Origin of the sequence: Streptomyces sp. NBC_01546, assembly GCF_045208355.1 — a bacterium.
GTDB lineage: Bacteria > Actinomycetota > Actinomycetes > Streptomycetales > Streptomycetaceae > Streptomyces.
In genome coordinates, this window is record NZ_CP109379.1 from 1847409 (window position 1) to 1871498 (window position 24090).

Consider the following 24090-nt stretch of genomic DNA (forward strand, 5'->3'; position numbering starts at 1 on the left):
CTCGGTGGCCATCACTATGAGTCAGCCCGAGTAGCGCGTCAAGGTCACGCGCAAGGTCGTCCCGCTGCCCGGCCGGGAATGGCAGCCCGACCCGATCCCTCGTCCCGGACGGGCACGTCGGCCTCGACGAAGCCCAGCCGCCGGTTCATGCCGATGGCCGCAGCGTTGCCCGGGTGGTGGAAGGCCCGCATCCAGTGCACGCCGTGCGAACGCGCGAAGCTGATCGCCAGAAGCTTCATCGCCAGCGCGACGCCCCTCCCCCGGTGGCCGGCCAGCACTCCGTCTGCGCTATTGGGGGATGGTGAGCAGGATTCGGCCGTGGCCACCGCCGGCGTCGACGTGGTCGTGGGCCTTGGCGATGTCGTCCAGTGGGTGACGGTCGCCGACGGCGACGGTGAGGGCGCCGACGGCGGCGGCGGAGGTGAGGTCGCGGGCGGCCTGGCGCTTGGCCTCGGCGGGGAAGTCGTCGCTGCCGAGCAGTCGCAGGGTGACGTTGTTGAACAGCAGAGGCCAGAAGGGGATTCAGCTCGCGGGAGCGGCGGGGGCATGCGGATCGCTGTCGGTGCATCCGGTGTCGAATACGGGCGGTTCCTCCCCGAGGGTCTCGCGCAGCCAGGTCCGCTCCGCGCGACTGGTGGCGCGGGCGGTGAGCAGCATGCCCCGCCGGTAGGGGTCGGCGACCTCCTCGGCACGCAGGGGCCGCTCGTTGTCGTAGAAGAAGCTCGCCGGTTCTTCCAGGAACTCCAGCCGTCTGCGCAGCACCGCGTGCCGTTCGGCCACGTCGGGCAGGTGGGAGAGGAATGCCAGGACGATGTAGAACCGGGTGAAGTCGGTGATCTCGTGGTCAGCGGGCTTGCACAGGCGCTGAAGCATTTCGGCCCGTCCGGCCGCGGTCAGGCTGAGCACGTACCGGGCCGCCCCCGCGGCCGGGTCGGCGCGCCGCTCGATCAAGCCCGCCTTGGTCAGGCGATTGATCGCCGGATACAGGCTGCCGTCGCTGACCGGCCGCGTGTATCCGGTCAGCTGTGAGATGCGGCGGCGCAGCTCGTGTCCAGGCAGGGGTCCCTCGGCGAGGAAGCCGAGTATCGCGAGTTCCAGCATGAGTTCATCTTCGCACATGGACATCGAATCGATGTGAACATCGATTCGATGTTACGCTCGTAGGCACCCGCCCAAACGTCTCTGGAGAGGCACAGCAAGATGCAATCGCAGTCCACCGAGTCAGTGATGAACCGCTTCGTCGAGTTCATCAACACGGGCAACGAGGATCTCGCCCGCGAGGTCATTTCTCCGGACGCGGTGTTCCACGCGCCAAGCCACCCGGAACCACTGCGGGGGCCCGATGGGTACATGGAAGTCATCGAGATGATGCGCAGCGCCTTCCCCGACGTTCAGTGGACGCTGGAGGAGACGGTCACCGAAGGCGACACCGTGGCCGCGCGGTTCACCATGCGGGGAACCCACGGCGGTGAATTCTTCGGGATCCCGGCGAGCGGCAACAAGATCGCGGTGCAGGCCATGAACTTCTACTACCTGGCCGACGGCCGGATCGTCGGCGAACGGGGCCAGCCCGACCTCCTCGGGGTGATGCAGCAGATCGGCGCCGTACCGGCGCCGTGAGGCAGACAGTCGCCTCCTCCTCCCGCGCAACCGTCCAGGTCCGCGCTGCCGCCCTCCCGCAAGGCACATCGTGGAATCCCTCGCACCCGCACCGCCCGCTCAGGCGATAGCCGTCCTGCCCCGGTCCTCCATTCTGGTGGCGGCCCTGTCCACCGTCGTGGAGTGGTACGACTTCACGCTGTACCTGTACATGACCACCGTGCTGTCCCGGGTGTTCTTCGGCACCGGCTCCACCTCGCTCCTGATCACCCTGGCGGTCTTCGCCGTCGCCTACCTGATGCGCCCGCTCGGCGCGATGACCTTCGGCCACATCGGGGACCGGCTCGGGCGCCGCAAGGTGCTGCTCGGCTCGATGGCGGTGATGACCTCCGCGATGCTGGCCACCGCCCTGCTCCCGACCCGCGACCAGATCGGCTCCGCCGCCGGGGTTCTGCTGTTGCTGCTGCGCTGTGTCATGGGCTTCGCCGTCGGCGGCGAGTACACCGGCGTCACCGCCTACCTGGTCGAAGGCGCCGCACCCCACCGGCGCGGCCTGGTCGCCTCGCTGGCCTCCGCCGCCAGCGAGATCGGTGCGCTGCTCGCCGCCGGGGTCACTGCCCTCACCGTCACCCTCGTCCCCGGTCCCGCCCTGGACGCGTGGGGGTGGCGCATTCCCTTCCTGTTCGGCGCGCTGCTCGCCACCACGGTGCTGATCGCCCGCTCCACCATGCGCGAATCCCCCGCCTTCGAGCAGCAGCCCCCGCCCGACACCAAGGGGGCGGGCCCACTGATGACCACTCTGCGCACCCAGCGCCCCGCGCTCTACCGGACGTTCGCGATCTCGGCGCTCGGCTCGGTGACGTACTACGTCGGCATCAGCTACGTCCCCACCTACCTCGGCGCGGTCAGCGGCTTCAGGGAGTCCGACGCCCTGTGGCTGTCGACCATCGCGGCCCTCGCCGTCATCGTCGTCACGCCGTTCGCGGGTGCCCTGTCCGACCGGGTCGGCCGCCGCCCCGCACTCACGCTCTTCGGTGCCCTGGCGGTGATCCTGCCGCCGGCCATGTTCGGCCTGATGACCCAGGGCAGCTTCGCCGCCGCACTCACCGGCGCGGTCGTCCTGGCCTGCGTGGCAGGCGGCATCAGCGCGGTCGCGGCCTCCGCGATCGCTGAACAGTTCCCCGTCGCCCAGCGCCTCAGCGGCCTCGCGCTCGGCGCCACCGCTGCTACCGCCCTCTTCGGCGGACTCACCCCTTACGCCTCCCAGGCCCTGGTCGACTCCACCGGCTGGGCCCTGATCCCCGGCGCCCTGGTCGCCGCCACTGCCCTGGCCGTCCTGCCCGTCCTGCGCCGCCTCCCGGAAACCGCGCCAGCCATCCGTGCACCCCAGCCCGGCCATCTCACCCCGGAACCCGAACCCCAAGCCCGCTGAGCAGACTTCGTGCGCTGGAACAACCTCACCGACGCCGCCGGGCCCGCCGCACTCTTCGCCCCGGGCACAGTGCGTACCCGGACCTTCGACACCCCGGAGTTCCTCGGCATCACCTTCCACGAGGTCCACGCAAGTCGATCGCCAACCGGGTCCCGGACGGCTCCAAGCCTTCCAAGGTGCCGCTCGCATAAATGGCCACGCCGTAGACAGCTCGTCTACGCGTCGGCGGACCGCACCACATCGCGATCACCGTGGATCAGGCGGGGTCAGCGCTGCAGGGTGAGCAGACCCGGCTGGCACGGCAGCTCACGTCCGTCCCGTCAGCAACTTTGACAGGACGAGATTCTGATGACGTCTCAGTGACGGGCAGGTTGCGACGCGGGTACTTGACGGCCGCTCATGTGCCGTGGTTTTCTCCCTGCAACACACCGGATGTTCGACTTTCAAGTTGTTAGCGCTAACAATGCGCCGGAGGCCCGGCATCCCCACCCCGCAGGGGTCACGTCTTGCCGCCGCCCCGGACAAACAGTCCGTTCGCGCAGTTCAGCGCACCAATCCAGATGACCAACCGCCCCGATGCGGGACACGGTCACCGGCCCGGACGACCGAAAGGCAGCACAATGGCCGACACCACCAACTCCCGTGCAGGCAGCGGCCGCCCGCCCGGCATCCGAGTAGGCGAAGACGGTCTGACGGAGCGTCAGCGCTCGGCGGCTCCGTCCGCATCGCACGGTTCGCACTGACCACACCCCCAGCGCAGCAACGTCCCTCCTCCGCTTCTGACCAGCTGCTCAGTCCCCGAGGCGCAGCACCAGGAAGGACCACACCATGGCCAGTACCGCCGTCCACAGGCCAACGGCTCACTCGACCGCAGTGAGGTCACCCGCCGCCGGTACGAGCCCAGCCCGGGCAGCCTGGGTGCTGATGATCCTCATATTGGCGTTCGCCGCCCTTCCCGCCGCGGTGCATCCCACAGCGGCCAGGGCCGACAACCCGATCGTGCAGCACGTCTACACCGCCGACCCTGCCCCACTGGTGCACAACGGGCGGGTCTACCTCTACACCGGGCACGACGAGGACGGCTCCACCTCCTCCTTCGTGATGCATGACTGGCGGGTGTGGTCCTCCGCCGACATGGTCAACTGGACCGACCACGGCTCACCGCTCAGCCTGAACACCTTCAGCTGGGCGGGCGCCAATGCGTGGGCGGGCCAGGCCGTCGAACGGGACGGCAAGTTCTACTGGTACGTGCCGGTGTCGGTCCGGGCGACCGGCCAATTCGCCATCGGCGTGGCGGTGTCGGACAGCCCCACCGGCCCGTTCCGGGACGCCCTCGGCCACCCGCTGGTGGAGAACAGTGAGATCGACCCGACCGTCTTCATCGACGACGACGGCCAGGCCTACCTGTACTGGGGTAACCCGAACCTGTGGTACGTCAAGCTGAACGCGGACATGACGTCCTATGCAGGCAGCCCCGTCAGAATTCCGCTCACCACCGAGGGCTTCGGATCCCGCACCGACAACCCCGACCGTCCCACGCTGTACGAAGAAGCGCCCTGGGTCTACAAGCGGAACGGCCTGTACTACATGGTGTATGCGGCCAAGTGCTGCTCGGAGTTCATCGCCTACTCCACGGCACCCAGCCCGACCGGACCGTGGACCTACCGCGGAACAGTCATGCCCGCCCAGGGCAACAGCTTCACCAACCACGCGGGCATCGTGGACTTTCAGGGCAACTCGTATTTCTTCTATCACAACGGCGCCCTCCCGGGCGGCGGCGGCTTCACCCGCTCGGTCGCAGTGGAGAAATTTTCCTACAACGCTGACGGAACGATCCCGACGATCAATATGACGACGGCCGGGGCGCCGCAGGCCGGCACGCTCGATCCTTATGTCCGCCAGGAAGCCGAGTCCATCGCGTGGGGCAGCGGCATCGAAACCGAACCCTCCAGCGAGGGCGGGATGAGCATCAGCTGGATTGAAAACGGCGATTACATCAAGGTCAAGGGCGTGGCATTCGGCACCGGTGCCGGCTCGTTCACCGCCAGGGTGGCCTCAAACACCAGCGGCGGCCGAGTTGAGCTGCACCTGGACAGTGCTACTGGGCCGACGGTCGGGACATGCACGGTGTCGGGCACCGGAGGCTGGCAGACCTGGAGCACGGTCTCGTGCCCTGTTACCGGTGCGACCGGGACCCACGATCTGTACCTGCGCTTCGCCGGTGGCAGCGGGTACCTGTTCAATATGAACTGGTGGCAGTTCACCACCGGCCAGTCCACCTTCTCGTCAACCGCCGTCGCCCAGCACAGCGGGCACTGCCTGGACGACCCCAACCAGAGCACCACCGACGGCACTCAGTACCGGCAGTACACCTGCGGCGCGGGTGAGGAACAGCGGTTCGACTTCCGTCCGGTGCAAGGGGTGGCGGACACCTACTCCCTGGTGAACCGCCACAGCGGCAAGTGCCTCGACATCCGCGGTGTCTCCACCGCCGACGGTGAGGCGGTCCACCAGTGGACCTGCCACGGTGGCACGAACCAGCAGTTCACGCTGCGGCATGTCGCCGCCAACGACTACCAGCTCGTCGCGGTGCACAGCGGCAAGTGCGTGGACGTCAGCGGGATCTCCACCGCCGTCGGAGCATTGGTCCACCAGTGGACCTGTGACTCCGCCAGTGCCCTGGCCACCAAGAAGAACCAGGTCTGGCGCCTGACCGGCAAGAGCTGAACCAACACAGGGTCGGGCCCGGGCCGGCAACCCGGTGCCCGACCCTGTCCAGGGCCTTTGCGCGACGGCTTCATCTCGCCGCCCGGCCTGGGTCAGCCCTCGGGTCACGTCAACGAGGTGCAGGGCGCGGCGCACTCAGATCACCCCCTGCACGACTCGTCCTCGGAAATGTTAACGCTAACACTTCGGCTCTCGGTCCCCCACGCGTGAGGAAGCTGATCTCGTATGTCCTGGCTCCAACACCCCCACAGCCGCCGGAAAGTCATGGCGGCCACCGCCGGCCTGGTCGCGGGCACCACGCTGCCGGCGATAGGCGCGAGCGCGGCGGCGGCCACGACGGCCCAGCAGGAGCGGTTCACCAACCCGGTGATCTGGCAAGACTTCGCCGACCTCGAGGTCATCCGCGTCGGCGACGCGTACTACTACACCGGCTCGACCATGCACTTCTCGCCGGGCGCGCCCGTCCTGCGCTCCTACGACCTGGTCAACTGGGAGTTCATCGGCCACTCGGTGCCGGTCCTCGACTTCGGCGACGCGTACGACCTCAAGGGCGGACGGGCGTACGTCCAGGGCATCTATGCGTCCTCGATGCGCCACCGCCCCAGCGACGGGACCTTCTACTGGGTGGGCCAGATCGGCGGGCAGCGGTCGTACGTATACAGAGCCACCAACGCGGCGGGCCCCTGGACCCGGCACGCCGAGATCGGCAGCAATTACTACGACGCGGGGCTGCTCTTCGACGACGACGGCACCCCGTACGTGGCGTACGGCGCCAACGAGATCCGCGTCGCGCAGCTCTCCACGGACATGCGCACCGAGGTCAGGTCCGAGCACGTGCTCACCAAGCCCGACTCGTTGCACTATATGGAGGGCTCCCGCTTCTACAAGATCAACGGGAACTACTACATCTTCGTCACCCGCCCGCCCAACGGCCAGTACATCTGGAAATCCACATCAGGCCCCTTCGGCCCGTACACGATGCGGGAGGTGCTGTTGGACCTGCCCGGCCCGATTCCCGGCGGCGGCATACCGCACCAGGGCTCGCTGGTCGACACCCCGAACGGCGACTGGTATTACATGGGCTTCATCGACGCCTATCCCGGCGGCCGCGTCCCCGCCCTGGCCCCGGTCACCTGGAACGCCGAGGGCTGGCCCGAGCTCCAGACCGTCAACGGCACGTGGGGCGAGACATACCCCTACCCGGTCACCCCGCACCCGCTCCCGCCGATGATCGGCGCCGACACCTTCCAGGGAACGGCGCTGGCGCCGTACTGGGAGTGGAACCACAACCCCGACACCGCCGCGTTCACCGTCAACAACGGGCTCACCCTCAGGACCGCCACCGTCACCGACGACCTCTATATCGCCCGTAACACCCTCACCCGCCGCATCCAGGGCCCCGCCTCCACCGCGACCGTCGTGCTCGACTGCTCCGGGATGGCGCACGGCGACCGGGCCGGGCTGGCGATGCTGCGGGACTCCTCCGCCTGGATCGGCGTCACGCGGCAGGACGGCGCCAGCAGGCTGGTGATGTTCGACGGCCTGACCATGGACGCCAACTGGAACACCAGCAGCACCGGCACCGAGCAGGCCCGCGCCGACCTCCCCGCGTCCGGCAGCCGCGTCTGGCTGCGCGCCGCCGCCGACATCAGCCCGGGGCCGGGCCGCCAGGCGACATTCTCCTACAGCACCGACGGCACCACCTTCACCCGGCTCGGCCCGGCCTTCACCATGAGCGATAGGCCTCACTTCTTCATGGGCCACCGCTTCGCCGTCTTCAACCACGCCACCCGGGCCCTTGGCGGCGAAGTGCTGGTGGAACGCTTCGAGTTGCGCGCGCACGCGCCGGCGGCCCCTGTGGACACCAACGCCTGGTACGTCATGGTCAACCGCAACAGCGGCAAGGCACTGGACGTGGCGGGCGTGAGCTCCGCTGACGGAGCGGCGCTCACGCAGTGGGCCCGGTACGACGGGCCCAACCAGCAGTTCCAGTTCGTGGACTCCGGTGGCGGCTACTACCGGTTGAAGGCGAGGCACTCCGGCAAGCTGCTGGACGTCTCCGGCTGGTCGACGGCCGACAACGCCGCCATCCACCAGTGGAGCGACCACGGTGGCGTGAACCAGCAGTTCCGGTTGGTGGACTCACCGGACGGATACGTCCGGTTGATCAACCGCAACAGCGGGAAGGCCGTCGAGGTACCGGGCTTCTCCTCCGCCGACGGGACCGGCATCGTCCAGTATTCGGACTGGGGCGGCGTGAACCAGCAGTGGAAGCTCGTCCGCGTCGGCTCCACGGGCTAGTCCTCCTGCTGACACCGGTATCCGGTTCAAGCCCACCGAAACTCCCCCTGCCCGCTGGGCAAGGGGAGCTTCGGTCTGCGCGCGCCCGAGGTCGCACGGCCGACAGCGAGGTCCGAAAAAATCTTGGACCGGACGGCAACCCTTTCTGAAGAGGATCGAACGCCGGGTTGCCCGGTCCTGACCGCTGCGTGCCGCGCCGCGCGCTCGGGAGACGTGGCGCCGCCCTGAGCCGTGTGCCAGGCACGGCAGGTCGCGCTTTCCCCCTGCGCGATAGCCGACGCACTGCTCGACAGGGTCCGTGAGATCCTGGCCCGGCTCCTGCCGAGACGGCGACGACGCAGCAACCGCCGCGTGGTCAAACGCAAGATGTCCAACTACAAACTCAAACGCATCCCGCACCGGAACTGGCCACAACCCACCCGCGACCCCGCCGAGGCAGTCCGGATCGCACCGCACTACCGCACCGTCTCCGCCAACAAGCAGCGCAAACCACTCTAAGTCACTGGCATTGCATCTAGACCGACCTGTCCTGACAGAGCCCAGCCCTGTGGGGCAAGACCGGACGGCGCTGCCCTCGAGGGTGGCCATGCCGACGTCACCGCTGACGCGCCAAGTGCGGGAAGTTCGACGCAAGGAGGTCAACAGCCTCCTCCCAGAGGAAGCGGTCACCACCGCCACCGGACTTCGGGCGATGCGGCATGTAGCTGCCGAACATCACGCCCATCTCACGCAGCTCATCAACGCTGCGCCGATACGCACGGTGGGCAGCGAGGGCGGTGTTCGCGTAGGGCAGGCGGTGGGAATGCCCATGCCCGGAGCCTCGCGGCGGATACCGAGGGCGAGGCTGTCCGCGAATCCGGCCGCCCACTTGTTGACCGTGTTGAAGGTGGCCGGGGCGACGGCGATCGCGTCGGCGGTCGGGGAGGACCGTACATCGCTGGGCGCGCGCCAGACGGACTTCACGTGAGGCCGATGGGCCCGACGCCATGTCGGACCCATCGGTCGTTTTCACGGAAGGCCCTTGGTCGGGTTCAGCGGCACAGGGCGGTGTCCACTGCGCGTTCGAGATTTCTCCGGCCCGCCTCGTCGGTGAGTTGCATGGTGACCGCGATGTTGGTGGCACGGCCGTCGTCGGTGGCGCCGCCGCGGGTTTCGTACCCCGGGAAGCTGCCGCCGTGGCCCCAGGAGAGACCGCCGCACGGCAGCGGCCTGCTGACGAGTCCGAGTCCGTAGCGGGCGCCGGGGCCGAAGGTGGCTTCGGCGGGGACGGTGGAGCGCATCTGGGCGAGTTGGGCCGGGGGCAGGAGGTGGCCGGCCAGGAGTGCGCTGAAGAAGCGGTTGAGGTCGGAGTTGGTGGAGACCATCTGGCCTGCCGCCCAGCCCCAGGAGGGGTCGATCTCCGTGATGTCGCGCAGCGGTCCGTCCGCCGGTTCCCGGTAGTAGCCGTGAGGGTGGGGTTCCCGGATGCTCGCGTCACCGGGGGCGGGGAAGTAGGTGTGGCGCAGCCCGATGCGCTTCATGATGCGCCGGTCGATCTCCTCGGCCAGGGGGCGGCCGGTGACCTTCTGGACGATCAGGCCGGCGAGCACGTAGTTGGTGTTGCTGTACTTCCAACTCGTTCCGGGGGCAAAGTCCGCCGGGTGCCGGAGGGCTGTGTCGACCAGTTCGCGGGGGGCGTAGTAACGGACGTCGTCCCCGAGGTGGTTGCTGTAGTTGGGGAGTCCGCTGGTGTGCTGGAGGAGCTGGCGGACCGTGATGTGGCGTCCGTCGATCCCCTCTCCGCGGACGAGTCCGGGCAGGTAGTCGTCCACCATGGTGTCGAGGCCGATCTTTCCTTCGCCGACCAGCTGCAGGACCACCACCGCGGTGAACGCCTTGGTGTTGCTGCCGATCCGTACCTGGCCGTCCCTGGGCACCTTCGAGCCGGTGGCCAGGTCGCCGACCCCTGCGGTGTAGGTGCGGGTGCGGCCGTCACGGTCCTGGACGCTCGCCAACGCGGCGGGCATCCCGTCGTCGCGCACCAGCGCGTTCAAGCTCTGCTGGACGGCGTCCGGCCTGGCGGCGGAGGCGGCGGGCGGGGCGAGGGCGCCCAGCGTCATGACGCCGATGGCCACCGCGGCTGCGGCGGGCAGGGCTCGTCGCCGCGTGCCCTGCTGCCGGCGCGGCAGGCGAAGCCTTTGCCGTGTCTGTCCACGCATGAGTCAACTCCTGAGGAATCGTTGGATCATCGTTCGGGTCGCCGGGTCGCCGGATGCCTGATTCATCCGCACAGGGCCCTGTCCACGGCGTCCTTCACGTGCTGCGCGGCCGAATCGTCCGTGGGGATGCTCGTGACCGCGACGTTGGCTGCGCGGCCGTCGTCGGTGACGCCGCCCCGGGTCTCGTACCCCGCGATGTCGCCGCCGTGGCCCCAGTAGACGCCGCCGCACGACAGCGGCCTGCTCGTGAGACCCAGCCCGTAGCGGAGGCCTGAGGTACCGGCGGGGACCGTCGTGCGCATCTCGGCGAGCTGGGCCGCCGGGAGGAGGCGGCCGGCGAGGAGCGCGGTGAAGAAGCGGTTGAGGTCGGAGTTGGTGGAGATCAACTGGCCTGCGGCCCAGCCCCAGGAGGGGTCCATCTCCGTGAAGTCGCGCAGCGGTCCGTCCGCCGGGTTGCGGTGGTAGCCCCGGGGGTGCAGCTCTCGGATGGTCATCTCTCCGGGGGCGGGGAAGTAGGTGTGGCGCAGCCCGATGCGCTTGATGATGCGCCGGTCCATCTCCTCGGCGAGGGGGCGGCCGGTGACCTTCTGGACGATCAGGCCGGCCAGGAGGTAGTTGGTGTTGCTGTATCCCCACGTCTCCCCCGGAGCCGCGTCGGCCTTGTACCGGAGGGCGATGTCGAGCAGCTCGCGGGGTTCGAGGTACCGGTTCCTGATCTCGTCGTCGTCGACGTGGACGCCGTAGTCGGGGAGTCCGCTGGTGTGCTGGAGGAGCTGGCGGACCGTGATGTGGCGTCCGTCGATCCCCTCTCCGCGGACGAGTCCGGGCAGGTAGTCGTCCACCATGGTGTCGAGGCCGATCTTTCCTTCGCCGACCAGCTGCAGGACCACCACCGCGGTGAACGCCTTGGTGTTGCTGCCGATCCGTACCTGGCCGTCCCTGGGCACCTTCGAGCCGGTGGCCAGGTCGCCGACCCCTGCGGTGTAGGTGCGGGTGCGGCCGTCACGGTCCTGGACGCTCGCCAACGCGGCGGGCATCCCGTCGTCGCGCACCAGCGCGTTCAGACTCTGCTGGACGGCGTCCGGCCTGGCGGCGGCGGAGACCGAGGGCGGGGCGAGGGCGCCCAGCGTCATGACGCCGATGGCCACCGCGGTCGCGGCCGACACGGCTCGTCGCCGCCCGCCGCCCTGCTGCCGGGTCTGAGTACGCATGAGTCAACTCCTGGGAAGAATCGTTTGGTCGGGGCACGATCCTGGTTTCCAGGGCCCTGTGACCGCATCGCGGGAATGCGGGAGAAATGGCTCCCCCGATCGGGGGAGGCTGCCGGTGGGCGGCCCGGCGATACTGGCGATCATGATCAGGGGAATTCGGCCGCTGCTGCGCGGCTCCACGTATTCGGGTGTGCTGTTCGCCTATTGCGGCGCTCTGGCGAGCCTTCCGCTGCTGCCTTTCGCCCTGTTGCCGACGCTGTCGTGGCAATCCGCTCCCGAGAGCGTGCAGATCGTCCTGGTCCTACTGGTCTGGGCGGTGCTGGTCGGTGTGGTCGGACTGGCGCGCTCCGTACGGCGGGCGCTGGTCGTGTCCGCCCGCCGGATGCTGCGGGTGCCGCTGCCGGATCCGGCGACCGGTCGCCGGACTTCCGGTTCGCTCGGCCTCGACCGCTGGCGGACCCCGCTCTGGCTGGTGCTGCACGTGGCCGTCGGGTGGACGGGGGCGCTGGTGAGCGGCGTGCTGATCATCGCGGGCCTGACCCTGCCGGGGGGCTGGCTCCGCTCCGAGGCGGAGCTGAGTCTGTTCGGCTGGTCGGTGCGGGCGGAGGGTGGCTGGGGCAGCTGGGCGGTGGCGCTGGCCTGCCTGCTGCTGGCGGCGGCCGTCTGCGTGGTGGTGACGAACGCTCTGCGGTGGCTGGCGCCGAGGCTGTTGGGGCCGTCGTCGGCCGAACGGCTCGCGCTGGCCGCCGAGCGGGAACTGCAGCTGGCCGAACGCAACCGGATAGCCCACGAGTTGCACGATTCGATCGGGCACACGCTGACGGCGGCCACCATCCAGGCGGCGGTGGCGGGCGAGATGCTCTCCGCCGACCCGGCGGCGGCGCGGGCCGCCATGCGCAGCATCGAGGAGTCGACGCGGGCCGCGCTGGAGGACCTGGACTACGTACTCGGGGTCCTGCGCGAGGAACAGTCGGGAACGGCGCCCACCCGGACCCTGGCCGACCTCCCCGAGCTGCTGGACCGCCTGCGGCACGCGGGGGCGGTGGTGGAACCGGAGCTGTCGGGCGAGCTGGCGCAGGTGCAGGGGACGCTCTCCCGGGCGGCGTACCGGATCCTCCAGGAGGGGCTGACGAACGCGCTGCGCCACGGGGCGGGTGGCCCGATCGAGGTGCGGGTGGCGGCCGGGCCGGACGGACTGGATCTCACGGTGGTCAACCGGACCGGGGCGGGGACGAGCACCGGCAAGGGCCCGGGTGCCTTCCCGACCTCCGGCCACGGCCTGCCCGGACTGGCCGAGCGCGTACGGCTGCTGCACGGTGAGTTCGAGGCCGGCCCGGACGGGCCGCAGCACTGGCGGCTGGCCTGCCGGCTGCCGGTACAGGTGTCGGTACGGGGGTCGGAGTGAGTGATTCCGGCACGGGCGAAGGCACGCCCCTACCCGCCGTCACCAGCCCCGCCGTCACCCTCCTGATCGCGGACGACGACGAGGTGACCCGCAGCGGCCTGCGCATGCTGCTCGCCGCACAGCCGGGGATCACGGTGGTCGGCGAGGCCGCCGACGGCGTCGAGGCCGTCGAACGGGCGCTGAGCCTGCGGCCGGACGTGGTCCTGATGGACGTGCGGATGCCGCGTCGCAACGGGATCGAAGCCACCCGCCACCTGCTGGCCGAAGCGGCCGACCCGCCGAAGGTCGTGGTGATCACCACCTTCGAGAACGACGGCTACGTCACCGCCGCCCTCAGCGCGGGCGCCAGCGGCTTCGTACTCAAACGCCTCCCGGTCCGCCGGATCGCCGAGGCTGTACGGGTGGTGGCGGCCGGCGAAGCGGTCCTCTTCCCGGCCGCACTGGGCCGCATGGTCGCCCCCCGCCCGCTGGGCTCCGCCGAGGCCCTGCCGAAGGCCGCCCTGACCGGCCGGGAGGAGGAGGTGCTGCGCCTGATGGCCACCGGGCTCTCCAATCCGGAGATCGCGGAGTCCCTCACGGTGAGCCTGGAGACGGTCAAGACCCACGTCGGCAACGTGCTGACCAAGCTCGGCGCGCAGAACCGGACCCATGCGGTCGTGATCGCGTACGAGTCCGGCCTGGTGGTCCCGGGCTTCGCCGGCTGACCGGCTTCCGCTCCGACGCGCCACCGCCGCCACCGCCACCGCCACCGCCACCGCCACCGCCACCGAGGAGCACTCGCTCCTCAAGCCCGCCCAGCAAGACGGTCGCTGACGGCTCGCGACTCGCTGCAGTTGACGGGTCCTCGCCCCCGACGTGACTTCGCCTCTGCAATCGTCTACTCCAGCGTGCTGCCGATGCGCAGGTTCCACCGATGGACGCGGCCCGTGAGGTGGGTTGCGGTGAGGGGGCGGATGTCCATGCGCCAGAACATCTCGTCGGGCGCGGTGAGGGCGTGGAGCACGGCGGCGCGGATCACGTCCGGTTCGGCTACGGCCGTGATGTGCTCGGACCGGTCCCCGTCGGCCAGGGCGTCGAGCCAGGCGCCGACCCGCAGGCGTACGTCGCGCAGCGATTCCCCGCCGTGTGGTGCAGCCGTCGGATCCGACAGCCAGGCGGCAACGGCTTCCTCCTCTGCGGCTGCGACGGCGTCCAGGGTCTGCCCCCGCCAGCGCCCCATGTCGCAGGCGGCCAGGCCGGATGACGGCTCCGGCCGGAGGCCTAGAGCCCGGGCGGTCTGGCGGCAGCGGGGAGAGGGGGAAACGTAGGTGCGTGCGGGCGAGTTGAGGGTGGCTGCGGCGGCCTCGGCGCGAGCGATTCCCGCGGAATCGAGGGGGCTCTGGTCGTCGAACCGGACATCTCGCAGTGCTTCGCTCGTCGCGGGGGAGATCAGCGTCAGCCGGACTGTCATCGGATCCTTTGCGGTTGCGGTCGTCGGCAGTTTCAGGCCGGCACTCTATCCAGGGGGCGTGCGCGAGTGATGCGGGCCTCACGCCCTTGGCGATGTGGGCGGCGCGCGGTACCGTCAGGCGACATTTCAACAAAGTGACGACGGCGAGACGGAAGTCCGGTGCGAATCCGGCATGGTCGCGCCACTGTGTGCTGCGGTGACTCCCCCACGGGGTGCGCCGCGGCGAGTCAGACCCGGGGCCCGTCGTCCTGCACCACCGTATGGGACGCGTGTTCCCCGAGGAGGTTCCACCATGGCCGAGGCCGTCGTCTCCACCGCCATACCCACCCCTTCCGGCTCCCTGCCGGCTCCGCTGCCCGTGCGCGCGGTACTGCCCTGGGCGCTTTTCGTCGGCCTTCTGATGCTCGTCGCCCTGTACTTCGTCGGCGCCGAGCAGGGCGCCACCTCCGTGTTCTCCGGCGCCGGAGTGCACGAGTGGGTGCACGACGGTCGTCACCTGCTCGGATTCCCCTGCCACTGAGAGGCAATGCACATGTACGCCTCAACTGTCAGAGGGCTCCTGGTCCGCGGCATGCTCGCGGGCCTGATCGCCGGGCTCTTCGCCTTCACCGTCGCCTACGTCGTGGGTGAGCCTCCCGTCAACGGCTCTATCGCGGTGGAGGAGGCGCAGGCCGCCCAGGACGCGGCGGGCGCGCACGCCGGGCACGGCGGCGCCGCGGGCGAGGCCGCCGAGGAGGAAGAGGAACTGGTCAGCCGGCCGGTGCAGTCGACGGCCGGTCTGGCCACCGGTGTCCTCGTCTACGGTGTCGCCCTGGGCGGCATCGCCTCCCTGGCGTTCTCCTTCGCCCTGGGGCGCGTGGGCCGGTTCAGCCCGCGTGCGACGGCGGCCCTGACCGCGGCGGCGGCCTTCGCCACCGTCTACCTGGTGCCGTTCCTGAAGTACCCGGCCACTCCCCCGGCGGTCGGAAACCCGGACACCATCGGGCAGCGCACCACGCTGTTCTTCCTGATGATCCTGCTCAGCGTGCTCCTCGGCGTCGGCGCGATCATCGCGGGCCGGCGCCTGGCTCCGCGTCTGGGCAACTGGAACGCGACCCTGGCCGCCGGTGCCGGCTTCGTCGTCGCCGTCGGCCTCGCGTTCGCGTTCCTGCCGGACAACGACGACGCGATCAAGCCCGGCTTCCCCGCAGCCCTGTTGTGGGAGTTCCGGGTCGCCTCGCTGGCCGTCCAGGTCGTGCTCTGGGCGGTGTTCGCCATCGTGTTCGGCGTTCTGGCCCAGCGGCTCCTGGCCACACGTACGGCCGACGCCGATGCGGCCGTACCGCAACGGACGCCCGCCCTCGGCTGACTGGCCTCCGGCGCGGCATGACACTGCCCCGCCACCCCTTGTGGGTGGCGGGGCAGTGTCATGCCGTCGCACGTCCTAAGTCAGCGGCGGACGCAGCGGCATCGGCGGCATCGGGAGCGGCGGGAGGGACGGCTCGTACAGCCAGGCCGAGAACAGGTCGTCCATCGGCTCGGTCGCGTAGCGGGCCACATGGCCGGTGAAGTTGCCGGTGGTCACCACACCGTGCCGGTGCACGGTGGCCCAGTCGCGCAGCATGCGGAAGAACGCGGCGTCGCCCAGGGCGCGGCGGATCGCGTGCACGGCGAGCCCCCCGCGCTGGTACAGGCGGTCGTCGAACATCAGCTTGCGGCCCGGGTCGACCAGCCGGAGGTCCTGCGGCTGCGAGGCCAGCAGCCGGTGCGCGGTGGCGGCCAGCTCGTGCGCGGTGCGGCCGCCGGAGCGCTCCGACCAGAGCCATTCGGCGTACTTCGCGAAGCCCTCGTTCAGCCAGATGTGCCGCCAGTCGGCGATGGTCACGCTGTTGCCGAACCACTGGTGCGCCAGCTCGTGGGCGATGAGCCGCTCCGAACCGCGGACGCCGTCGACGTGGTTGACGCCGAACGTGGAGAGGCCCTGGGCCTCCACCGGGACGTCCAGTTCCTCGTCGGCGACGACCACCGCGTACTCGCCGAAGGGGTAGGGCCCGAACAGTTCCTCGAACAGCTGCATCATGGCGGGCTGCCGGGCGAAGTCGCGGGAGAACCGCGCCAGCAGGTGCGCCGGCACGTGGGCGCTCTGCGGAACGCCGCCGAGCCCGGGGTCGCCGAGCAGCACCGTCTGGTACATGCCGATGGACAGGCCGACCAGGTAGCTGGAGGTCGGCGCGGACTGCTCGTACACCCAGGTGGTCGTGCTGGCCTTCGTGGTCCGGGTGAGCAGCCGGCCGCCCGCCACCACCGTGTAGGGGGAGGGCGTGTTGACCGAGATCTGGTACGAGGCCTTGTCGCCGGGGCGGTCGTTGCACGGGTACCAGGAGGGCGCGCCGACCGGCTGGCTGGCCACCAGCGCGCCGTCGGTCAGTTCCTCCCAGCCGAGGCCGCCCCAGGGGCTGCGCACCGGCTTGGGGTTGCCCGCCCAGTGCACCTCCACGGTGAAGGCGGCGCCGGCGGGCAGCGGCTTGGCCGGCCGGACGCGGAGCTTGCCGCCCCGGTGCGTGTAGAGCGGGGCCCGGCCGTTCAGGAGGACGCGGCCTATTTTGAAATCGGCCAGGTTCAGGTGGAACTCGGAGAGCGGCGCCCGCCCGGCGATCGCGCTGAGCCGGGCCGTCCCGGCCAGCCGGTTGGGGCCGGGCCGGTATTCCAGAGCGAGTTCGTACCGGTGCACGCGGTAACGGGAGTCGCCGTTGGCCGGAAAGTACGGGTCCGATACCGCTGTCTGCTGGCCGTTCACTGCCGCTTCCGTTCTGGCCCTGTCAGGACCGCCACGCCTCGATCGGATTGCCCAGCCAGCGGGAGTCGGCGGGCACGGATTCCCCGGCCATCACGAGGGAGGCGGGACCCAGGGTGCTGCGCGCCCCGACCGTACTCCCGGGCAGGACGATTCCGCCCGGGCCCAGGGTGGCGCCCTCACGGAGGACCACAGTATCCGTCCTCAAGATCCGGTCGTGGAAGAGGTGCGTCTGCAACACACAGCCACGGTTCACGCTGACCCCGTCGCCCAGCACCACCAGGTCCGTCTCGGGCAGCCAGTAGCTCTCGCACCACACGCCCCGGCCGATCCGGGCACCGAGCGAGCGCAGCCACAGGGCCAGCACCGGCGTGCCGGGCACCGATCCGGCCAGCCACGGCACGGCCAGGACCTCGACGAAGGTGTCGGCCAGCTCGTTGCGCCATACGAAGCCGCTCCACAGCGGGTGCTCCCCCGCCCGGTGGCGGCCCACCAGCAGCCACTTCGCGGCCACGGAGACCACGCACGCGGCCACACCGGCGGCGACCAGGACCGCTCCGGACAGCAGCGCGGTGCCCCAGATCCCGAGGCCGCTCGTCGTGATCAGCGCGCAGAGCGCGGCCACGGTCAGTACGGCCAGGGCGGCCGAGCAGAACACCGGGACGAGCCGGCACAGCTCCACCAGGCCGCGCGCCCACAGCAGCCGCGCGGGCGGATCGTAGGTCCGGCTCGCGTCGGAGTCCGCGGCGGAGCGCGGCAGCCGGACGGGCGGCAGGCCCAGGTAGGAGCTGCCCTTCTTGGCCTTCTTCGGCGTGGCGGACAGGACGCCGACCAGCCCGTCGTCCGGGACGGTGCGGCCCGGCGCGGTCATTCCGGAGTTGCCGAGGAACGCCCGGCGGCCGATCTCGGAGTGTCCGATCCGCATCCAGCCGCCGCCCAGTTCATAGGGGGCGGTCAGGGTGTCGTCGGCGAGGAACGCGCCCTCGCCCACCGTGGTGAGGCTCGGCAGCGCGAGCACGGTGGACACCTCCGCGCCCCGGCCGATCTTCATGCCGAGCAGCCGCAGCCACACCGGTGTGATCAGCCCGGCGTACAGCGGGAAGAGCGTCTCCCGGGACAGGTCCATGAGCTGGGTGACCGTCCAGGCCTGCCAGCCGACCCGGCTGTGCGTCGGATGGTTTCCCGTGCGCAGCCCGAGGCTGAGGAGGCGTACGAAGACCAGCAGGAGCAGCGCGTACGCGAATCCGAAGGCGAGCGCCCCGGGCACCACCGCGAGCAACGCTCCGCGCAGGGCCGGGACGAGCCCGGCGTCGGCGGGCACGAACCGGCTCACCACGAGCAGGGCGGGCAGGGTGGCGAGCACGGGCAGGGCCGTGAGGCAGAAGCCGGCCGCCCCGTATGCGGCACGCCAGAAGAGCCCGCGCGGCGGGCGTTCCTTGGGCCAGTTCCGCTTGGCCTTGCCGAGCTTGCCGGCGGGCGCTCCGGCCCAGCGCTGGCCGGTCGGGATCTGTCCGACCACGGCGGAGCCGGGGGCCACCTCGGCCCGCTTGCCGACCCGCGCGCCGGGGAAGAGGATGCTGCGGGTGCCGACGACGGCGCCCGCGCCGACCTTGACCGGGCCGATCTCGAGCCGGTCCCCGTCCAGCCAGTGCCCGGAGAGGTCCACCTCGGATTCCACGGCGCAGCCGCGGCCCAGCTTGAGCATGCCCGTGACCGGCGGCAGCGAGTGCAGGTCCACCTCGGGGCCGATCTTGGCGCCGAGGGCCCGGCCGTAGCGCTCCAGCCAGGAGCCGGTGAGCTGGGTCGCGCCGACGTACTCGGCCAGCCGCTCGGCCGTCCACAGCCTCAGGTGGACGCTTCCGCCGCGGGGGTAGCGGCCCGCCTTCACGCCGCGCAGCAGCAGGCGTGCGCCGCCCGCCGCGATCGCGAGGCGGCCCGGAGGGCTGTAGAGCAGTGCCGTACCGGCGGCGACGAGCCACCAGGAGGCGGCCGGGGCCCACGGGTAGGGGCCGAACCAGTGCAGCACGTTGCCCAGGGCCAGCAGCGCCACCGTCCAGCGCAGGCCGACCAGGGTGAACAGCGGGAGCAGCAGGAGCGACTGGATCACCTTGGAGCGGAGCGGGACCGGGGCGACGGTCCGGGCCGCGTCGTCGTCCCGTACGGACTTCTCCAGCCGCCGGGCGAGCTTGCGCAGGGTGGGCTGCTGGTAGATGTCGAGTACGGCCGCGCGCGGGTAGCGGGAGCGCAGCCGGGTGGTGAGCTGGGCGGCGGCGAGGCTGCTGCCGCCGATCGCGAAGAAGTCGTCGGCGGCGCCGGTGACGGCCACGCCGAGGGTCTCGCTCCACTGCTCGGCGAGCCAGGCCTCGGTGCCGTACAGCTGCTCGGCGGGGCCGGTGGTCTCGAGTTCGGGCAGCGGCCAGGGCAGCGCGTCCCGGTCCACCTTGCCGGAGGTACGGGTCGGCAGCTCCTCGACCGGTGCGAGCAGCGGTACGAGGGCCGCGGGCAGCTCGGCGCGCAGCCGCGTCACCGCCTCCGCGTGGTCCCAGCCCTCCTGGGTGACCAGGTAGCCGACGAGCAGCTGGTTGCCGCTGCGTGCCGTGCGTACGGCGGCGGCCGCGCCGGCGACGCAGGGCAGGGCCTGCAGCGCGGCGTCCACCTCGCCCAGCTCGATCCGGCGGCCGCCGAGCTTGATCTGCTCGTCACCGCGGCCGAGGAAGACCAGCCCTTCCGGTTCCGCGCGGACGAGGTCGCCGCTGCGGTAGGCGCGCTCCCAGCCGAGGGATTCGAGCGGGGCGTACTTCTCGGCGTCCTTCTCGGGGTCCAGGTAGCGGGCGAGGCCGACGCCGCCGATGACGAGCTGGCCGCTGCCGCCCATCGGCACGGGCTCGCCGGACTCGTCGACCACGGCCAGTTCCCAGCCGTTCAGCGGGAGGCCGATCCGGATCGGCTCCTCGCCGGTCAGGAGCGAGGCGCAGGCGACGACGGTGGCCTCGGTGGGGCCGTACGTGTTCCAGACCTCGCGGCCCTCGGTGACCAGGCGCTGGGTCAGCTCGGGCGGGCAGGCCTCGCCGCCGAAGATCAGCAGCCGGACCTCGTTGAGGGCCTCGGGCTCCCAGAGGGCGGCCAGGGTGGGCACGGTGGAGACCACGGTGATCTCCTGTTCCACCAGCCAGGGGCCGAGGTCGGCGCCGCTGCGCACCTGGGAGCGGGGGACGGGCACGAGGCAGGCGCCGTAGCGCCAGGCCAGCCACATCTCCTCGCAGGAGGCGTCGAAGGCGACGGACAGTCCGGCCATGACCCGGTCGCCGGGTCCGATCGGCTCCTCGGCGAGGAACAGCGCGGCCTCGGCGTCCACGAAGGCGGCGGCGCTGCGGTGGCTGACGGCGACGCCCTTGGGCTTGCCGGTGGAGCCGGAGGTGAAGATGATCCACGCGTCGTGCTCGGGGCCGGGCCGGGCGGCGGGGGCGGCGTCGGCGGGTGCGGTGACGTCGATGCGCTGTCCGGCGCCCAGCACCGCCCGCACCCCGGCCTCGCCGAAGACCAGCTCGGCCCGCTCGTCCGGGTCCTCGGCGTCGACCGGCACATAGGCGGCGCCCGCGGCGAGTACGGCGAGGATGGCCACGTACAGCTCGTTGGTCCCGGACGGCACGCGTACGCCGACCCGGTCGCCGAGCCCCACTCCGGCGGCCGCGAGGGCGCGCCGCCTGCGCTCGACCTCGGCGGCCAGCGCCCGGTAGGTCAGCTGGGCGGCGCCGTCGTCCAGGGCGGGCTCGTCGGGGTACGCCCGAACGGAGGCCTCGAGGATGTCGACGAGGGTGCGCGGCGGGGCGGCGGGCCCGGCGGAGAACCGGGCGGATTTACCGGACTCCTCGAGCGCTTCTCCGTCGAGCACTGCCCCGTCGTCGAGCAGAGTGAGTTCACCGTGCTCAGGTGTGGCTGCCATCGGCCCTCGCGTCTCGTTCCCGGATGCGTCCCGGGTCGCCGGCGGAGCCCGGGATTGCCCGGGTTGTTCCGGTCCGACGCCAAACAACCCTCCATTCTAGTGCGTCATCGAGATTTTTCTGGTTGAACCCTTGCGCGTGGCCGGGAAAGGACGGTATCGAGGCGGGTCAGCTGAGCTGGCGGCGGACCAGTTCGTGGAACAGGCCGCTCGTGTCGGCGAGCAGGTCGGCGGGGGTGCCCTGCTGGACGATCCGGCCGTCCGCCATGGCGATCACCCGGTCGGCGTCCATGATCGTGGACAGCCGGTGGGCGATCACGATGCGGGTGGCGTGCAGGGCGCGGGTGGATTCGATGACCACGCGCTGGGCCTCGTTGTCCAGCGCACTGGTGGCCTCGTCGAAGAACAGGACGCGGGGCTTGCGGATGAGGGCCTGGGCGATCATCAGCCGCTGGCGCTGGCCGCCAGAGACGGTGCCGCCGCCGTCGGACAGCATGGTGTGCATGCCCATCGGCATGGCCTTGATGTCCTCGGCCAGTCCGGCCATCGCGGCCGCCTCCCACGCCTCCTCGAGCGAGAACGCCTCGGCGCCGCATATGCAGTCGAGGATCGAGCCGGTGAAGGGCTGGGCGTTCTGCAGGACGACGCCGCACTGGCGGCGCACGGCCGCCTGGTCGAGTGCCGCCAGGTCCTGGCCGTCGTACAGCACGCTGCCGGTGGCGGGCTTGTCGAAGCCGATGAGCAGCCGCAGCAGGGTCGACTTGCCGCATCCGCTGGCCCCGACGATCGCGACGAACTCCCCCTGCCGCACCTGGAAGTCGATGCCGTCGAGTACCGGCGGGCCGTCGTCGGCGTAGCGGAAGGACAGGTTCTTGGCTTCGACCGCGCCGGTCAGCTCGCCCGGTCGGATGCTGGCACGGCCGGCCTCGGGGGCCTCCCGCAGGAGCGGTCTGACCTGCTCGAACATCGGCAGCACCGCGGCGACCGAAATGAGTGCGCCGGTCAGCTGCGTGACCGAGGACATCAGCATGGTCAGCGCGGTGCTGAAGGTGAGGAACTCGGCAGCGGACATGGCGCCGCGGGCCGGTCCGGCCAACAGCGCGAACATCACCAGCGTGCACAGCGGCAGGTACACCGCGCCCAGCACGGTGGTCACGTTCTGTACCCGGCCGACGCGCTGATGCAGTTCGCGGGTACGGGCGAACTCCTTTGCCCAGGCGGCGTAGGCGAAGCTCTCGGCCGCGGCGACGCGCAGCTTGGGCAGCCCGCGCAGGGTCTGGAAGGCCTGGTTGTTGAGCTGGTTGCCGAGTCTGACCAGCCGGCGCTGGTAGCGCAGCTGCCACAGCCCCAGGCCCAGGAACACCGCCGCGACGACGACGAGCATGGCGAGCGCCGCCATCGCCAGCGGCACGCTGTAGACGAGCAGCAGGACGAGGTTCATCGCGGCGACGGCGCCGGCCTGTACGCAGACCGAGCCGATCCCGGACAGCATGCCGCGGATGGCGCTGATGCCCATGGCCGCACTGGCCAGTTCGCCGGTGGAGCGGCCGCTGAAGAACCGCGTCGGCAGCCTCAGCAGCCGGTCCCACACCGCCGGCTGCAAGGTGGCCTCGATACGGCCCTCCAGGCGCAGGATCGACATGTTCTGCAGCAGCATGAAGGCGGCCGCGACGACGCCGGTCGCGATGAGTCCCAGCGCGGTCTGCACGATGAGGCTGTTCTCGGCCTGGGGGACGTACCGGCCGAGCACCCGGCCGGTGGCGATGGGCACCAGTGCGCCCAGGACCACGGCGACCAGCCCGCCCAGGGCCAGGCTGCGCAGCTCCGGCAGGGTGCCGCGCAGGCTGAAGCGGAGCAGGGCCGGCAGGCCCACCCGCCCGTCGGGCAGCGGGCGGTAGAACATGACGGCGCGCGGTTCGAAGGCGGCCTCACCACTGCGGTCGATGCGCTCGCGCGTGCCGGTGGCGGGGTCGACCGCCTCGTAGCGGCCGCGCCGCCACAGCAGGGCCACCGGGGTGCCGTCCTTCTCGCGCCGGCCCACCAGGGGCCCGCTGTTCTCCCGCCACCAGCGCCCGCTGAGCCTGACCACGCGGGTGCGCACCCGGGAGCCGAGCGCGATGCGTTCGACGGGGTCGGTCCGCTCGGAATCCGCGCCCGCCCCGCCCGGTTCGGTCAGGGTGATGCGGGCCTCTTCGGCGACCAGGCGGCACACGGCGAGGGTCGCGTCGACGCTCGCGCCCCGGTGACGGGAACGGCCGCCCGAGCGGCCGATGGAGGCCAGCAGCGTCCGGTCCGCCTGGGTTCGGGCTGCCTGGCCGGCCTCGATGCCGGCCGCCATGCGGTCCTCGTGGGCGCGCTCGAGCTCCTCGATCGAGCGGTCCAGGGCGTACAGCAGCCGGTACTGCTGGTCGACCATGCCCTGCCACATCGCCGGGTCGACGAGGAGGGTGCCGGCCGTGCCCTGCTCGGCCGTGTCCCCTTGATACAGGGCGCCGTACCGCACGCTGCCAGGGGTGACCTGCATCCACAGGATGTCGTCGTCGGCCTCGCCCGGCCCGGTGGCGGCGCGGCCGTCCAGCGGCGCCTGGTAGAGCACGCGCAGGCCGCGGCCGATGCCGCGCGCGAACGCGTCCTCGAGAGGGCTGGGCTGGGGCGCCGCCGGGGCGCCGTACTCCCCCTGGTCGGTCCACCCGTGGGAGTACGGCGCGCCGTAGTCCGCGGCGGACAGCTCCCGCAGCTCGATGCGGCGCAGCAGGCACCCCTGCAGGGGCCGGGCGACCAGGGTGTGTTCGGGGCCGTCGACCGGGCCCAGCAGCAACGTGCCCGCCTCCAGCCGGCCCAGGAAGTGCCAGTGCCCGGCCTGCGCCGCGTCGACGGCGAAGAGGTCCAGCTCGCCGTGCACGACGAGCCACAGCACGAGCGGGCCCTCCAGGGACAGGCTGCGCAGACCCGTGCAGTCGACCGGTGAGCCCAGCTGGCCCAGGGCCGCGACGACCGGGTCGTACGGCCCGCCCGGGGCGCCGTCCCAGGGTGCGGCGGCCATGGCCTGGTGCG

Annotated in this window: 17 protein-coding genes, 4 pseudogenes and 1 riboswitch; of the genes and pseudogenes, 11 read left to right on the forward strand and 10 right to left on the reverse strand. The window is 71.1% G+C overall.

Features of this window, described 5'->3' with window-relative positions; genetic code table 11:
* Positions 1-44: 44 nt before the first annotated feature.
* The 3 genes and pseudogenes from OHA89_RS08815 to OHA89_RS08825 all read right to left on the reverse strand — a co-directional run bounded on the left by OHA89_RS08815 (position 45) and on the right by OHA89_RS08825 (position 1101).
* Positions 45-239, reverse strand: coding sequence for a hypothetical protein (locus tag OHA89_RS08815; RefSeq protein ID WP_406365826.1), 195 nt, complete (start codon positions 237-239; stop codon positions 45-47).
* A gap of 49 nt (positions 240-288) precedes the next feature.
* Positions 289-522 (reverse strand): annotated as a pseudogene (locus OHA89_RS08820) (NADPH:quinone reductase); the annotation flags it as partial.
* The gene (locus OHA89_RS08825) at positions 523-1101 is read right to left on the reverse strand and encodes a PadR family transcriptional regulator (RefSeq protein ID WP_266614056.1); all 579 of its coding nucleotides are present in this window, start codon (positions 1099-1101) and stop codon (positions 523-525) included.
* A 126-nt stretch (positions 1102-1227) separates the two neighbouring features.
* Here OHA89_RS08825 and OHA89_RS08830 point away from each other — a divergent pair, with 126 nt between their 5' ends.
* The 7 genes and pseudogenes from OHA89_RS08830 to OHA89_RS08860 all read left to right on the forward strand — a co-directional run bounded on the left by OHA89_RS08830 (position 1228) and on the right by OHA89_RS08860 (position 8557).
* Positions 1228-1620, forward strand: coding sequence for an ester cyclase (locus tag OHA89_RS08830; RefSeq protein ID WP_266614058.1), 393 nt, complete (start codon positions 1228-1230; stop codon positions 1618-1620).
* Between the two features lie 70 nt (positions 1621-1690).
* Complete coding sequence (locus OHA89_RS08835; protein WP_266614060.1) at positions 1691-3031, forward strand: MFS transporter; 1341 nt, start codon at positions 1691-1693, stop codon at positions 3029-3031.
* Positions 3032-3040: 9 nt separating this feature from the next.
* A pseudogene (locus tag OHA89_RS08840) lies at positions 3041-3198 on the forward strand (radical SAM protein); the annotation flags it as partial.
* Positions 3199-3955: 757 nt separating this feature from the next.
* Positions 3956-5758 (forward strand): family 43 glycosylhydrolase, encoded by a 1803-nt coding sequence (locus OHA89_RS08845; protein ID WP_266614062.1) that lies wholly within the window; start codon positions 3956-3958, stop codon positions 5756-5758.
* Positions 5759-5983: 225 nt separating this feature from the next.
* Positions 5984-7591, forward strand: a pseudogene (locus OHA89_RS08850) (glycoside hydrolase 43 family protein); the annotation flags it as partial.
* A 24-nt stretch (positions 7592-7615) separates the two neighbouring features.
* The gene (locus OHA89_RS08855; RefSeq protein WP_266615326.1) at positions 7616-8059 is read left to right on the forward strand and encodes an RICIN domain-containing protein; all 444 of its coding nucleotides are present in this window, start codon (positions 7616-7618) and stop codon (positions 8057-8059) included.
* A 351-nt stretch (positions 8060-8410) separates the two neighbouring features.
* Complete coding sequence (locus tag OHA89_RS08860) at positions 8411-8557, forward strand: hypothetical protein (protein WP_266614063.1); 147 nt, start codon at positions 8411-8413, stop codon at positions 8555-8557.
* A gap of 97 nt (positions 8558-8654) precedes the next feature.
* Here the strand turns inward: OHA89_RS08860 and OHA89_RS08865 are convergent.
* The 3 genes and pseudogenes from OHA89_RS08865 to OHA89_RS08875 all read right to left on the reverse strand — a co-directional run.
* Positions 8655-9022 (reverse strand): annotated as a pseudogene (locus tag OHA89_RS08865) (flavoprotein); the annotation flags it as partial.
* A 68-nt stretch (positions 9023-9090) separates the two neighbouring features.
* Positions 9091-10257, reverse strand: coding sequence for a serine hydrolase domain-containing protein (locus OHA89_RS08870; RefSeq protein WP_406365827.1), 1167 nt, complete (start codon positions 10255-10257; stop codon positions 9091-9093).
* 62 nt (positions 10258-10319) lie between these two features.
* Entirely contained in the window at positions 10320-11468 is a 1149-nt protein-coding gene (locus OHA89_RS08875; RefSeq protein WP_406365828.1) for a serine hydrolase domain-containing protein, read from the reverse strand.
* Positions 11469-11610: 142 nt separating this feature from the next.
* On the opposite strand from OHA89_RS08875, the gene OHA89_RS08880 reads away from it, so the two are divergent.
* Both OHA89_RS08880 and OHA89_RS08885 read left to right on the forward strand, forming a co-directional pair.
* Entirely contained in the window at positions 11611-12873 is a 1263-nt protein-coding gene (locus tag OHA89_RS08880) for a sensor histidine kinase (RefSeq protein WP_406365829.1), read from the forward strand.
* The gene (locus OHA89_RS08885) at positions 12870-13577 is read left to right on the forward strand and encodes a response regulator (protein ID WP_406365830.1); all 708 of its coding nucleotides are present in this window, start codon (positions 12870-12872) and stop codon (positions 13575-13577) included. Before OHA89_RS08880 ends, OHA89_RS08885 begins: the two co-directional genes overlap by 4 nt.
* 173 nt (positions 13578-13750) lie before the next feature.
* On the opposite strand, the gene OHA89_RS08890 is transcribed toward OHA89_RS08885, so the two are convergent.
* Complete coding sequence (locus tag OHA89_RS08890; protein WP_406365831.1) at positions 13751-14323, reverse strand: histidine phosphatase family protein; 573 nt, start codon at positions 14321-14323, stop codon at positions 13751-13753.
* A 150-nt stretch (positions 14324-14473) separates the two neighbouring features.
* Positions 14474-14556, forward strand: a riboswitch (cobalamin riboswitch).
* A gap of 59 nt (positions 14557-14615) precedes the next feature.
* Between OHA89_RS08890 and OHA89_RS08895 the strand changes: the two genes are divergently transcribed.
* Together OHA89_RS08895 and OHA89_RS08900 are read left to right on the forward strand one after the other, a co-directional pair.
* Positions 14616-14843 (forward strand): CbtB-domain containing protein, encoded by a 228-nt coding sequence (locus OHA89_RS08895; protein ID WP_215145784.1) that lies wholly within the window; start codon positions 14616-14618, stop codon positions 14841-14843.
* A gap of 12 nt (positions 14844-14855) precedes the next feature.
* Positions 14856-15671 carry a CbtA family protein gene (locus tag OHA89_RS08900; protein ID WP_215145785.1) on the forward strand — a complete coding sequence of 272 codons (816 nt, stop codon included), beginning with the start codon at positions 14856-14858 and terminating at the stop codon, positions 15669-15671.
* A 75-nt stretch (positions 15672-15746) separates the two neighbouring features.
* Here the strand turns inward: OHA89_RS08900 and OHA89_RS08905 are convergent, their stop codons facing one another.
* The 3 genes from OHA89_RS08905 to OHA89_RS08915 form a co-directional block, all read right to left on the reverse strand.
* Positions 15747-17099 carry a M1 family metallopeptidase gene (locus tag OHA89_RS08905; RefSeq protein WP_266614073.1) on the reverse strand — a complete coding sequence of 451 codons (1353 nt, stop codon included), beginning with the start codon at positions 17097-17099 and terminating at the stop codon, positions 15747-15749.
* A 22-nt stretch (positions 17100-17121) separates the two neighbouring features.
* Positions 17122-21039 carry a Pls/PosA family non-ribosomal peptide synthetase gene (locus tag OHA89_RS08910; RefSeq protein ID WP_406365832.1) on the reverse strand — a complete coding sequence of 1306 codons (3918 nt, stop codon included), beginning with the start codon at positions 21037-21039 and terminating at the stop codon, positions 17122-17124.
* A 166-nt stretch (positions 21040-21205) separates the two neighbouring features.
* Entirely contained in the window at positions 21206-24079 is a 2874-nt protein-coding gene (locus OHA89_RS08915; protein WP_406368446.1) for an NHLP bacteriocin export ABC transporter permease/ATPase subunit, read from the reverse strand.
* Positions 24080-24090 lie beyond the last annotated feature (11 nt).

What these genes read in the sequence shown, in the direction of transcription:
- OHA89_RS08900 (WP_215145785.1), top strand. Translation starts at nt 14,856, where the DNA reads ATGTACGCCTCAACTGTCAGAGGGCTCCTGGTCCGCGGCATGCTCGCG.
- OHA89_RS08870 (WP_406365827.1), bottom strand. Translation starts at nt 10,257, where the DNA reads ATGCGTGGACAGACACGGCAAAGGCTTCGCCTGCCGCGCCGGCAGCAG.
- OHA89_RS08825 (WP_266614056.1), bottom strand. Translation starts at nt 1,101, where the DNA reads ATGCTGGAACTCGCGATACTCGGCTTCCTCGCCGAGGGACCCCTGCCT.
- OHA89_RS08880 (WP_406365829.1), top strand. Translation starts at nt 11,611, where the DNA reads ATGATCAGGGGAATTCGGCCGCTGCTGCGCGGCTCCACGTATTCGGGT.
- OHA89_RS08845 (WP_266614062.1), top strand. Translation starts at nt 3,956, where the DNA reads ATGATCCTCATATTGGCGTTCGCCGCCCTTCCCGCCGCGGTGCATCCC.
- OHA89_RS08875 (WP_406365828.1), bottom strand. Translation starts at nt 11,468, where the DNA reads ATGCGTACTCAGACCCGGCAGCAGGGCGGCGGGCGGCGACGAGCCGTG.
- OHA89_RS08895 (WP_215145784.1), top strand. Translation starts at nt 14,616, where the DNA reads ATGGCCGAGGCCGTCGTCTCCACCGCCATACCCACCCCTTCCGGCTCC.
- OHA89_RS08915 (WP_406368446.1), bottom strand. Translation starts at nt 24,079, where the DNA reads ATGGCCGCCGCACCCTGGGACGGCGCCCCGGGCGGGCCGTACGACCCG.
- OHA89_RS08815 (WP_406365826.1), bottom strand. Translation starts at nt 239, where the DNA reads ATGAAGCTTCTGGCGATCAGCTTCGCGCGTTCGCACGGCGTGCACTGG.
- OHA89_RS08910 (WP_406365832.1), bottom strand. Translation starts at nt 21,039, where the DNA reads ATGGCAGCCACACCTGAGCACGGTGAACTCACTCTGCTCGACGACGGG.
- OHA89_RS08830 (WP_266614058.1), top strand. Translation starts at nt 1,228, where the DNA reads ATGAACCGCTTCGTCGAGTTCATCAACACGGGCAACGAGGATCTCGCC.
- OHA89_RS08890 (WP_406365831.1), bottom strand. Translation starts at nt 14,323, where the DNA reads ATGACAGTCCGGCTGACGCTGATCTCCCCCGCGACGAGCGAAGCACTG.